Source organism: Actinoplanes oryzae (assembly GCF_030757795.1).
Taxonomy (GTDB): Bacteria; Actinomycetota; Actinomycetes; order Mycobacteriales; family Micromonosporaceae; genus Actinoplanes.
The window spans coordinates 82,163-93,346 of sequence record NZ_JAUQWH010000013.1; the positions used below are offsets into that span (position 1 = coordinate 82,163).

Consider the following 11,184-nt stretch of genomic DNA (forward strand, 5'->3'; position numbering starts at 1 on the left):
ACGGCTCGGCGCCGCGAAAAAGGGGTCGACGCATCGGGGATCCTGATCCAGGGTCGGGGGATGCGACAGGACGAGATCTGGGATGCCGATGTGGCGGCACGGTACGACACGCCCGGGACGGGGATGTTCGCGCCGGAGGTCCTCGGGCCGGTGGTGGACAAGCTCGCCGCGCTCGCCGGGGATGGGCGGGCCCTGGAGTTCGCCGTCGGGACCGGACGGGTTGCGGTGCCGCTGCGGGAGCGCGGGATCCCGGTCAGCGGCATCGAGTTGTCGGAGCCGATGGTGGCCGTGCTGCGGACCAAAGTGGACGACCAGGCGCTGCCCGTCACGGTCGGGGACATGGCGCAGGCGACGGCGCCGGGGGAGTTCTCGCTGGTCTACCTCGTGTTCAATACGATCAGCAACCTGCTCACGCAGGAGGAGCAGGTCGCCTGCTTCCGTAACGCGGCGCGGCACCTGCGGCCCGGCGGGCGGTTCGTGATCGAGCTGTGGGTGCCCGAGCTGCGCGCGTTGCCGCCGGGGCAGGACGCCGTCGTGTTCGGGGGGCGCCCGGGCTACTTCGGACTGGATCACTTCGACGTGGTGCGGCAGCGGCTGGTGTCGTACCACTTCGAGTTCGATCCTGAGCGGCCCGACCGGCGGGAGGCGCGCGTGGGGCGTACGCCGCACCGCTACATCTGGCCCGCCGAGCTGGACCTGATGGGACAGCTGGCCGGGTTCGCGCTGGAGAGCCGGCACGCGGACTGGACGGGCGGCGAGTTCACCGCGGAGTCACGCTCGCACGTGTCGGTCTATCGGCTGGCGGGGGCGGCCGGGAGCGCCTCGGCGTAGAGGGAGCAGCCCAGGCCGGCGTCGGGGGAGGGCTTGCCGAAGTAGAAGCCCTGGGCCAGCCGGTAGCCGAGGCGGTGCAGCTCGGCGGCCTGCTCGGCGGTCTCCACGCCCTCGGCCACGGCGGTCAGCCCGAGCCCCTCCGCCACCTGGATCAGCGCCGTGGCGATGACCGCGTGCCGCCCCGCGCGGGTGACGTTGTCGACGAACGACTTGTCGACCTTGAGGACGTCGACGGGCACCGTCTCGAGGAGGGTGAGGGAGGAGTGGCCCGTACCGAAGTCGTCGAGGGCGACCCGGACGCCCAGCGCGCGCAGGGCCACCACCGCGTCCACCGCGAGGCCGCCGCCGAACACCGCGGTCTCGGTGATCTCCACGGTCAGGCCGGAGGGATCCAGGCCGGTCTCCGCGAGCACCGTGGCGACCAGGTCGGCGAAGCCGGGCTCGGCGAGCTGCCGCGCGGACGCGTTGACCGACACCCGCTGCGGCGCGGCGTCGCCCAGCTCGCGCTTCCAGAAGACGGCCTGCGCGCAGGCCGTCCGCAGGATCCACGCGCCCAGCTCGACGATGAGCCCGTTGCGCTCGGCCGCGGGGATGAAGTCGGCCGGGCTGATCAGGCCCTGGTCGGGGTGGTGCCAGCGGACCAGCGCCTCGACCGCCACCGTCCCGCCCAGCGGCAGCGCGACGATCGGCTGGTAGACCACCCGGAACTGGCCGGTGTCCAGGGCCACGCGCAGGGCGGCGCCCAGCCGGGCCTGCTCCTCGGCGCGCAGGTCGAGCTCGGGCGTCCAGCGGTGGTGGCCCTCGCCGCCCTCCTTGGCCGCGTACATGGCGACGTCGGCGCGGCGCAGCACCTCCCACGGGTCCGTGGTCCCGGTGCCGTCGGCGACGCCGATGCTGGCCCGGACGAGCAGCTCGTGGTCGCCGGTGACGACGGGCGCGCGCAGCACCTCGGCGAGCATGGCGACCGTGGCGTCCGCCGCCGGGCCGGAGAACCCGGGCATGAGCAGGGCGAACTCGTCGCCGCCCATGCGGGCGACCAGCACCGGCTCCGGGACGGCCAGCCGCAGCCGCCCGCCGACGACGGTGAGCAGGCGGTCCCCGACGGCGTGGCCGAGCTTGTCGTTGACGCCCTTGAAGTCGTTGAGGTCCAGCAGCGCCACGGCGGCCGGGCCGGCGGCCAGGGCGCGCTGCAGGTCCTGCTCGAAGCGGCGGCGGTTGGCCAGGCCGGTGAGGTCGTCGGCCATGGCCAGGTCCTCGAGCTGGTCGGCCTGGGCCTGGACCTGGCCGACGAAGCCGCTCATCCGGGCCAGCACCAGGACGAAGAGCACGACCGCCCCGGCCGCGATCGTGATCCGGTCGACCTCGTCGCCGCCGATGCCGGGCAGGAAGAGCATGCCCGGGGCGAGGACGGAACAGACCGTGAGGACGACCAGGCGGGAGCGGCCGACCCGGGCGCCGTTCGGGGCGGGTGCCACGGCGCCGGCGTCGCGCATGGAGGGGTGCAGGGCGGCGGCGGCCCAGCACACGTACGAGAGCAGCCAGCCGGCGTCGAGCACGCTCTGCTCGGTCTCGGAGTAGAGGCCGACCAGGGAGTAGCCGATGTCGGAGACCAGCAGCAGCCCCGCGGCCACGCCGAGCAGCCGGATGCTCGCCGGGCGCCGGCCGACCGCCGTGTAGAAGCGGGCGAGCATGGCCAGCAGCAGCGCGTCGCAGACCGGGTACGCGACGCCGACCACCCGCTCGACGGTGGACGCCGTGGTGTCGGCCGCGATCGGGTGCATGACGAAGACCCAGAAGACCAGGCCCAGCCCGGTGGCCACGATCGCCGCGTCGACCAGCGCCGCCACGTCGCGCCGGCCGCCCGCACGCCCGCGCGCGAGCATGAGCAGCCCGGCCACCAGCATCGGGTACGCACACAGGTAGAAGATGTCCGCGGCCGACGGGTACGGCTCCTCGTGCCGGATGTACTTGAAGTACTCCCAGGTCAGGTCGCCGAGGACCCACGTGGTCTGCCCGGCCGCGAACCAGTACCACAGCGCGGGGCGCTCGGCGCGGTGCAGCCGGATGCCGACCAGGATCAGCGCGCTGGACGCCAGGCCGAGCGCGTCGTACACCAGGTTGGAGGCGAGGGAGTCCCGGGGCACCAGGTAGTAGACGCCCACCATGGCGGCGCCGAGGGCGAGCCACGCCCGCCAGATCCGGTCGCGGCTCATGCCAGGGCCGCCGCGAAGCCGGGGACGGCGACCGGGCGCCCGAAGTGATAGCCCTGGGCCAGCCGGTAGCCGAGGCGGTGCAGCTCGGCGGCCTGCTCGGCGGTCTCGACACCCTCCGCGACGGCCTGCAGCCCGAGCCCCCCGGCGACCTGGATGAGCGCGGTGGCGATCACCGCGTGCCGCCCCGCCATCGTGATCGTGTCGACGAACGACTTGTCGACCTTGAGGATGTCGACCGGGACCGTCTGCAGCAGGCCGAGCGACGAGTGGCCCGTGCCGAAGTCGTCGAGGGCGATCTGGACGCCCAGCTCGTGCAGGTCCTGGACGGCCTGGACGGCCTGGCCGCCGCCGAACACCGCGGTCTCGGTGACCTCCACGACCAGCTGGTGCGCGGCGAGCCCGGTGGCGGCGAGGGTGTCGGCGACCAGGCCGGCGAAGCCCGGCTCGGCGAGCTGCCGCGCGGAAACGTTGACCGACATCCGCTCCGGCGCGGCGTCGCCCAGCTCGCGCCGCCAGGCCGCGGCCTGGGCGCACGCCGTCCGCAGGATCCACGCGCCCAGCTCGACGATGAGCCCGTTGTGCTCGGCGACCGGGATGAACTCGGCCGGGCCGACCGGCCCGCGCTGCGGGTGCTGCCAGCGGACCAGCGCCTCCACCGCCACGGTCCGGCCGAGCGGCAGGGAGACGATCGGCTGGTAGACCACCTGGAACTGCCCGGCGTCCAGGGCGGTCCGCAGCTCGGCCCCGAGCTTCGCCTCCTCGCCCGCGCGCCGGTCGAGGTCGCGGGTGTAGCGGCGGTGCCGGGCGCCACCGGCCTCCTTGGCGGCGTACATGGCCAGGTCGGCGCGGCGCAGCAGCTCGCCGGGCCGGTCCAGGCCGGTGCCGTCGGCGCTGCCGATGCTGGCCGAGACGAGCAGCTGGTGCCCGTCCGCCTCGATCGGGCGGCGCAGCGTGGTGGCCATCCGCTCGGCGATGGCATCCATGACGGTGAAGTGCGCGTCCGGGAGCAGCACGGCGAACTCGTCCCCGCCGAGCCGCGCGACCAGATCGCCCTCGCGCACCGACCGGGCCAGCCGGGTCGCGACGACGACCAGCAGCCGGTCGCCGACGGAGTGCCCGAGCCGGTCGTTGACGTCCTTGAAGCCGTTGAGGTCGAGCACCGCCACCTGCGGGCTGTGCCCGGCGCCGGCGGCGACCGCGGCGGCCAGGCGCTCCTCGAACACGCGGCGGTTCGCCAGCCCGGTCAGCGGGTCGCGCAATGCCAGGTCCTCCAGCTGCCGCGCCTGCCGCTGCACCTGCAGGACGAACCCGGACATCCGGGCGAACACCAGCGAGAACAGGACGACCGCGCCGATGCCGACCGCGACCCAGCCGGGCGCGCCGCGCTCGTCGGCGGAGAACCGGCCCCCGGCCAGCAGGGCGGGGATCAGCAGCATGCTGGCGGTCAGGAAGACCAGCCGGGTGGGGCCCATCCGCCCGGCCTTCGCCCCGGCCGGGGCGGGCATGCCGCTCGACCGGTCGAGGGCCGCCGCCGCCCAGAACGTGTTCGCCAGCAGCCAGCCGACCGCGATCGCGCCCTCGAGCGCCGGCGCCCAGGCGATGACGACCTGATAGCCGACGTCGGAGTAGAGCAGGCCCGCGATGCCGGCGAAGAGCAGCAGCAGGCTGCGGTGCGGGCGGCCGCCCCGGGCGAGCAGGCGCGCCACCACCGCCACGAGCACGAGGTCGCTGGCCGGGTAGGCGGCCAGGATCAGGCGCTGCCCCGGCGGGAGCTCCGGGTTGGCGGCGGTCGGCCCGATGAAGAACAGCCACCACACCAGCCCCAGCCCGCCCACGATGATCGCGGCGTCGAGCAGCCCCCCGCGGTCGGCCCGGCCACGCCCGCGGGTCAGCAGCACGGTGGCCGTGATCAGCAGCGGACAGGCGGTCAGGTAGAAGACGTCGGCGACCGACGGGAACGGCGGCTGCTGCAGGACCTGGCGATAGATCTCGTACGTGATGTCTCCGCCGATGCGGCACAGCACGGCGGCCGCGAAGATCCACCAGCCGAGGCGCTGGGCGGGCCGGTTGCGCAGGATCCCGGCGACGATCGCCGCCAGGGTCGCCAGGCCGAAGCCGTTGTAGAGCGCGGCGGCCAGGGGAGTGCCGTCGGACAGCATGGGGTACGCGAGGGTGACTGTCAGCCCCGCGAGAATCCACGCCACGACCACCCGGTCGGCAGGTCCCTTCCGCACACTGGGCCATCGGCAGCGCGGTGGCGCACTTTAGGGCCTGTCCCAGCCGGGCAGGGCCCGCTCGATCAGCGCGCCGGTGTCCGTTCCCGCGGGCAGTGTGCCGAAAGTCGCGCCACCGGCACCGCCGAGCCGGCTCGCGCAGAACGCGTCGGCGACGGCCGGCGGCGCGTACCGGACCAGCAGCGACCCCTGCAGCACGAGCGCCATCCGCTCCACCAGCCGCCGCGCCTGATCCTCGCTCCGCCCGATCGTGTCCAGCTCGCGGAAGGCCGCATCCAGCCTGCTGTCCGCGCCCGCCGCGGCCTCCACCTCCGCCCGGTACGCCGCCCAGCTCGCCGGATCCCGGCGCAGCGTCCGCAGCACGTCGAGCGCCTGCACGTTGCCCGACCCCTCCCAGATCGAGTTGAGCGGGGCGTCGCGGTAGAGCCGGGGCAGGCCGGACTCCTCGACGTACCCGTTGCCGCCGAGGCACTCCAGCGCCTCCCCGACGACGGCCGGCTGGCGCTTGCACACCCAGTACTTGCCGATCGCCACGGCGAGGCGGCCGAAGGCGTACTCCCGGCGGTCGACGGCCCCGGCCAGCCGCAGGGCCAGCGCCGTCGCGGCCTCGGTCTCCACCGCCAGGTCCGCCAGCACGGCGCGCATCAGCGGCTTGCCGATCAAGGGGCCGCCGAACGCCGACCGGTGCCGGGCATGGTGCACGGCCTGCACCAGCGCGGCCCGCATCCCGGACGCGGACCCCGTCACACAGTCCAGCCGGGTCATGGACACCATCTCGATGATCGTGCGTACGCCCTGACCCGGCGCCCCCACCAGCCACCCGGTCGTGTCGTCGAACTCCGGCTCCGAGCTGGCGTTGCTCCGATTGCCCAGCTTGTCCTTGAGCCGCTGGATCCGGAACGGGTTGCGGCTCCCGTCGGGCAGCACCCGCGGCACCAGGAAGCACGACAGCCCCTCCGGCGCCTGCGCCAGCACCAGGAACAGGTCGCACATGGGCGCACTCGTGAACCACTTGTGCCCCCGCAGCCGCCACGTGCCGTCGGGCTGCTCGGTGGCGACGGTGGAATTCGCGCGTACGTCGGAGCCGCCCTGCTTCTCGGTCATGCCCATGCCCGCGAGCAGCCCCCGCTTGGTCGCAGGCGTCCGCAGCCCCGGATCGTAGACCCGGCTCGTCAGCGACGGCTCGTAGCGTTTCGCCAGCTCCGGGGCGTGGCGCAGGGCCGGCACGACGGCGTAGGTCATCGAGACCGGGCACGTGTGCCCCGCCTCGACCTGACTCCAGACGTGCAGCTTGGCCGCCCGGGCCACGTGGGCGCCGGCCCTGTCCTCGCCCCACGCGGCGCCGGCCAGCCCGTGGGTGACCGCCACCTCCATGAGCCGGTGCCACGCGGGATGGAACTCGACCTCGTCGACGCGGTGGCCGTACCGGTCATGGGTGACCAGCCGCGGCTCGTACCGGTTGGCGTCCTCGGCCCACCGCTGCGGATCCTCCTGCCCGGCCAGCTTCCCCAGCCGGTGCAGCTCATCGGCCGCCCAGCCGGCGCCCTCCCGCTCCACCGCCTCCAGCAACGCCGGGTCCGCGGCCACGTCGTGCCCGCCCAGCGGCGGCGGCTGATTGACGACCTCGTGCGTGCTCCCCATCGCGTCAATCTAGTCCGAGCCGATTCGCAGCGCGTGGCCCGCTGTGAAGTAGAGTGTGAAGTATGCAGGCGCAGACCGGCACGGTGGCTGATCCGTTCGGGAGTGAGCCGGTCGCGGAAGTGCCGCTGGCCGGTGCGCCGCTCGCGCGGGTGCTGACCCAGGTGCGGTTCCCGCGTCTCACCGCACTCGCCACCGGACCCGAGACTGCGCACGCGTTCGCGGCGGCGATGAGCCGCGACTTTCCGATCCTGCAGGAGCGGCGCGAGGTCGCGGTCACCATCACCCCCGAAGGGGTGTCGCCGGCTGCCGGGGCGGCGCAGGTCTGGCAGCTGCAGAGCGCTGACGAGAGGTGGCAGGTCTCCTTCGGCGACACCTTCCTCGCCCTGCACACATCGGCCTACTCCTCGCGGACGGAGTTCGTCGCCCGGCTGGTCGAGGCGTGGCAGCAGTTCACCGACGTGGTGCGGCCGCCTTTCGTCGAGCGGATCGGTCTCCGCTACATCAACCGGCTCGAACACCCATCGGCCCTCGGGGAGCTGCCGGCCCTCATCCGGGCAGATGCTCTCGGTGAGGTCGGCGCGGTGGTCGGCGGCCGGGCTCGTCTCACTCACAGCATCCACGAGGCGCTGTACCACCTGGACGATGCCAACGGCTTGCAAGCCCGGTGGGGACTGCTGCCCGGCGGTGCACTGCTCGATCCCGCCCTGCCGCCGGTCGACGGCAGCAGCTGGGTCCTCGACCTCGACTCCTTCCGGCAGGGCCGGCACGACGTCGCGCCCGAGGAGGTCGAGCAGCACCTCTACGAGTTGGCCGAGCGCGCCTACCGCTACTTCCGGTGGATGGTCACCCCGTACTTCCTGACCCGGTTCCGAGGTGATGGAGCGTGAGTTCCACCTCGCCGCATCCGCCCGAGCCCAGCAGTGATGCCGACTCCGAACCGCGCTCTGCCGGCCGCGGCGTGCGCCTGGTGGTCGCCGGCAGTCTGGCCTTCGGTTCACTGACAGGCACCGGCACGACCGCGCCGATCGTTGAACCGCAGGTGTGGTACATCGGCGACCGGACTTCCACGGGCCGGGTGATCGTCACCAGCGATGCCGCCGGGATGTCAGCCCCGGCCAAGCCCGACCCGGTCGATGTCGCGCCGGTGTCAAGCGCAGCGACGCCAAGGACCGCTCAGGCGGCGGAGGTCCGCTGGCTGCGCGAGGCCTCCGGGCTGACCTGGGAGCAGCTGGGGCGCCTGTTCGGCGTCTCCCGCAGGGCCGTGCACCTGTGGGCCACCGGTGGCCGGATGAACTCGTCGAATGCCGAGCTGCTCGCGGAGCTGGTCGGGCTCGTCCGTGAGTTGCCGGGCGGCCCCGACGACCGGCGGGCAGCATTGCTGGCCCCGACCGCCGACGGCAGCATCGTCGACCGGATCCGCGGCCGGCACCGATCCGACGCACGCGATTTCTCCGGCACTCCGTTCGCCCCCGAGGAGTTGCTGGGCGGGAGTCATGTCGACGAGGTGGAGAGATGACGACAGGGGCCGCGACACCAGCGGTCGAGGTCGACGAGCACGGAGAGGTGAACGAGCTCATCGCTGCGGCGATGACGGCCTACCAGCAGGCGGACGTTCTCGAATCTCTGACGACGGTGCCTGCCGTCGGACCGGGCGGCGAGCCGGTCCTGGTGCCGGCGCCGCTCGGCGTCGTACTGGTCAGCCAGACGTGCGACATAGTCCTGCCCGGTCGGCAGGCGGTTCAGGTGGCCCGTCGCATCCGGCTGACGGGAAACCAGGCGAGAGAAGCCCGGGACCGTAAGCGGCCCCGGTTCGCCCAGCTGCCCCGGATCAGCGACAACGACTTCGCCGACCTGGACGTGATCGGCACTGTGGCCAAGAGTCGCGTCGCGGGCCGTCCACGCCTCGCCGGTGTGGCAACCGACGAGGAGATCCGTCGTTTCGCCGGTGATGTGGCACGCAAGTTCGGCCGTTTCGCCTTCCCGGACGAGGTGACCCCGTGGCTCAGGCCGCTGGAGGCCGTCGCCGCCTCCAAGGCCCGTAAGCCGGCGAGCCCGGAAGGGCAGGCTTTCGGGGAGGTGGTCGAGTTGCGTGTCGAGGCCCCCGCGGGATGGGCGAAGCGTCCCTTCGACCTCACCCTGTGCGTGGTGGTGCAGCCCAACACGCTGCCCACCTTCGCCGGTGATGCGTTCCCCGACGTTCCTGATCGGCTGAACGACTGGTTGTACGACGCCGGCGGCGAGCTCACCCGCAGCTCGGGCGAGATCGCCGGGCGCCTCCTGGCGGCGGGTAGCAATGCCGAGCGCCACTGGCTCTGGATGGCCCTCGGTGAGGCGTGGGCCGCACGGTGTCGTCCGCCGGTCGATGCGTCGCCGTCGTCAATGCGGTGACCCAGGTCACGGCCGAAGTGATCCCCATCGACGAGTTTCCCTTGTCGCGGGCGCGGCGTAGCGAGATCTTGGATCTGGACCACCTGTCTGCGCCGACCCCGCTCCTCGATGGGCATCCGCGCGAACTTTGACGTTTGTCCATGCGCATCGGATACGCTCGGGCTTGACCGGATGACCGAGGATGGTGGGCATGCTCGCGAGACGGATCGCCGCCGTGCTGCTGGCCGGGGCCGGGGTCTTCGGCGGCGCGCCGGCCGCTTCCGCTGCCTCCGTCGTGGCCCCGGCGTCGGCGCCCCGGCAGGCCGCGCCGGGGGTCCGGGCGGTCGCCGCGGCCGCGCCCGTGGTGCGCAATGCGCCCGCCGGGTTCCGGTTGCCGCCGGGCAGCCGCGTGACCGATCTGGCCGACCGGGCGTCCGGTGCGTCGTTCACGCTGGTCGCGCCCGGTCCCGAGGCGGTGCTGTCGTTCTATCGGCGGGATCTGCCGCGGGCCGCCTTCACGATTGTCGGCGACCGGGCGGCTGACGGCGCGACGAGCCTCACCTTCCGCGATGCCGACGGGTGGGCCGGCGCGATCTTCGCCACGCCGCAGCGCGTCACCGTGGCCGTCAGGCGCTCCTGACCACGGCCGCCGTGGTGGTCATGTGTTCTTGATCCGGCCGCCGTGGTGGTCATGTGTTCTTGATCCGGCCGCCGTGGCGGTCAAGCTCCCTTGATGCGGCCGCCGTCGCGGTGGCGGCGGGCTATGGCGTAGAGGTCGCGGGCCGGGCCGGTCAGCTGGTCGCCCGTCTTCCAAACCGCGCGCAGGCGCCGCTGCAGCGCGACCGAGGTCGGCACGGCGACCAGGGTGCCCGCCGCCAGCTCGGCCGTCACCGCGAGCGAGCTGAGCACCGCCGGCCCGGAGCCCGCGGCCACCGCGTGCTTGATCGCCGTGGTCGACGACAGCTCCAGCAGGGGTGCGGCCTGCCCTAGACCCAGCGCCTCCTCGTACGCCCGGCGCGTCCCCGAGCCGGCCTCCCGCGACACCAGCGGCGTGGCCGCCAGCTCCGCCGCCGCCACCGAACGGCGCCGGGCCCACGGGTGGCCCGGGGCGACCACCACGGCCAGGCGGTCCGTGGCGACGGTCTCCGCGTGCAGACCGCCGGGCAGGTCCGGGCCCTCGACGAAGCCCAGCTCGACCCGGCCCGCGAGCACGGCGGCCGCCACGTCGGCGGAGTTGGCCGCCTGCAGGGTCACGGTCAGGCCCGGGTGGGCGCCGCGCAGCGCCACGAGCCACGGGGGCAGGAGGTATTCGGCGACGGTCTGGCTGGCGGCCACGGCGAGGCGGCTCTCGTGGGTGACGCGCAGGGCGGCGACGCCGGTGGCGAGGGCGTCCGCGGCGTCGACCGCGGTGCGGGCCCAGTCGGCGACCAGCGCGCCGGTCCCGGTCAGGGTCGACCCTCGGGGCGTACGGTGCAGCAGCGTCAGCCCGAGGCGGCGCTCCAGCTCGCGGAGCTTGGCGCTGGCGGCCGGCTGGGAGACGCGGTGCTCGGTGGCGGCGCGGCCCACGCTGCCGAGCCGGGCGACGCTGAGCAGCAGGTCGAAGGCGCTCAGGTCGGCGACCAGCGGCGGCAGGGGCATAACGCCAGCCTATGACCTCACCCGGGATCGCCGCCTACCGGACCGGGCCCGGCGCGCCCAGGCTGGATCCATGATCGCTCCGAACTGGTTCGCCTGCGTCATGGGCACGGGCATCGTGGCCACCGCGGCCGCGTCCCTGCCCGTCACGGTGCCCGGGCTCCGGCCGCTCGCCACGGTGGTGTGGGCGCTGGCCGTGCTCGTGCTGGTCGCGGTCGGCGTGGCATCCGTGCGGCGCGGGCTGGGACACCGCGACGACCCGG

General features: G+C 73.8%; 10 protein-coding genes. 6 read left to right on the forward strand and 4 right to left on the reverse strand.

Annotated features, from left to right (window positions below; all coding sequences use genetic code 11):
• Positions 1–60: 60 nt before the first annotated feature.
• The gene (locus tag RBH18_RS07240; RefSeq protein ID WP_306205172.1) at positions 61–831 is read left to right on the forward strand and encodes a class I SAM-dependent DNA methyltransferase; all 771 of its coding nucleotides are present in this window, start codon (positions 61–63) and stop codon (positions 829–831) included.
• Here the strand turns inward: RBH18_RS07240 and RBH18_RS07245 are convergent.
• From RBH18_RS07245 to RBH18_RS07255, 3 genes are read right to left on the reverse strand one after another with little or no spacing between them, the layout of a single operon-like run.
• Positions 792–3,044 carry a putative bifunctional diguanylate cyclase/phosphodiesterase gene (locus tag RBH18_RS07245; protein WP_306205173.1) on the reverse strand — a complete coding sequence of 751 codons (2,253 nt, stop codon included), beginning with the start codon at positions 3,042–3,044 and terminating at the stop codon, positions 792–794. The genes RBH18_RS07240 and RBH18_RS07245 overlap by 40 nt on opposite strands.
• Entirely contained in the window at positions 3,041–5,278 is a 2,238-nt protein-coding gene (locus tag RBH18_RS07250; protein ID WP_306205174.1) for a putative bifunctional diguanylate cyclase/phosphodiesterase, read from the reverse strand. The genes RBH18_RS07245 and RBH18_RS07250 overlap by 4 nt, the downstream gene beginning before the upstream one ends.
• A gap of 30 nt (positions 5,279–5,308) precedes the next feature.
• Positions 5,309–6,919, reverse strand: coding sequence for an acyl-CoA dehydrogenase family protein (locus tag RBH18_RS07255; protein WP_306205175.1), 1,611 nt, complete (start codon positions 6,917–6,919; stop codon positions 5,309–5,311).
• A 62-nt stretch (positions 6,920–6,981) separates the two neighbouring features.
• On the opposite strand from RBH18_RS07255, the gene RBH18_RS07260 reads away from it, so the two are divergent.
• From RBH18_RS07260 to RBH18_RS07275, 4 genes are all read left to right on the forward strand, one after another.
• Positions 6,982–7,806, forward strand: a complete 825-nt coding sequence (locus RBH18_RS07260) for a TIGR04255 family protein (RefSeq protein WP_306205176.1) — start codon at positions 6,982–6,984, stop codon at positions 7,804–7,806.
• Positions 7,803–8,435 (forward strand): helix-turn-helix domain-containing protein, encoded by a 633-nt coding sequence (locus RBH18_RS07265; protein ID WP_306205177.1) that lies wholly within the window; start codon positions 7,803–7,805, stop codon positions 8,433–8,435. The genes RBH18_RS07260 and RBH18_RS07265 overlap by 4 nt, the downstream gene beginning before the upstream one ends.
• A 47-nt stretch (positions 8,436–8,482) precedes the next feature.
• The gene (locus RBH18_RS07270) at positions 8,483–9,307 is read left to right on the forward strand and encodes a hypothetical protein (protein ID WP_306205178.1); all 825 of its coding nucleotides are present in this window, start codon (positions 8,483–8,485) and stop codon (positions 9,305–9,307) included.
• A 190-nt stretch (positions 9,308–9,497) separates the two neighbouring features.
• Positions 9,498–9,926 (forward strand): hypothetical protein, encoded by a 429-nt coding sequence (locus RBH18_RS07275; protein ID WP_306205179.1) that lies wholly within the window; start codon positions 9,498–9,500, stop codon positions 9,924–9,926.
• Positions 9,927–10,006: 80 nt separating this feature from the next.
• Here the strand turns inward: RBH18_RS07275 and RBH18_RS07280 are convergent, their stop codons facing one another.
• Positions 10,007–10,924, reverse strand: coding sequence for a LysR family transcriptional regulator (locus RBH18_RS07280; protein ID WP_306205180.1), 918 nt, complete (start codon positions 10,922–10,924; stop codon positions 10,007–10,009).
• A gap of 70 nt (positions 10,925–10,994) precedes the next feature.
• On the opposite strand from RBH18_RS07280, the gene RBH18_RS07285 reads away from it, so the two are divergent.
• On the forward strand, positions 10,995–11,184 hold a 190-nt coding region (locus tag RBH18_RS07285), incomplete at its 3' end, for an SLAC1 family transporter (protein WP_456237625.1).

What these genes read in the sequence shown, in the direction of transcription:
- RBH18_RS07275 (WP_306205179.1), top strand. Translation starts at nt 9,498, where the DNA reads ATGCTCGCGAGACGGATCGCCGCCGTGCTGCTGGCCGGGGCCGGGGTC.
- RBH18_RS07255 (WP_306205175.1), bottom strand. Translation starts at nt 6,919, where the DNA reads ATGGGGAGCACGCACGAGGTCGTCAATCAGCCGCCGCCGCTGGGCGGG.
- RBH18_RS07260 (WP_306205176.1), top strand. Translation starts at nt 6,982, where the DNA reads ATGCAGGCGCAGACCGGCACGGTGGCTGATCCGTTCGGGAGTGAGCCG.
- RBH18_RS07240 (WP_306205172.1), top strand. Translation starts at nt 61, where the DNA reads ATGCGACAGGACGAGATCTGGGATGCCGATGTGGCGGCACGGTACGAC.
- RBH18_RS07245 (WP_306205173.1), bottom strand. Translation starts at nt 3,044, where the DNA reads ATGAGCCGCGACCGGATCTGGCGGGCGTGGCTCGCCCTCGGCGCCGCC.
- RBH18_RS07280 (WP_306205180.1), bottom strand. Translation starts at nt 10,924, where the DNA reads ATGCCCCTGCCGCCGCTGGTCGCCGACCTGAGCGCCTTCGACCTGCTG.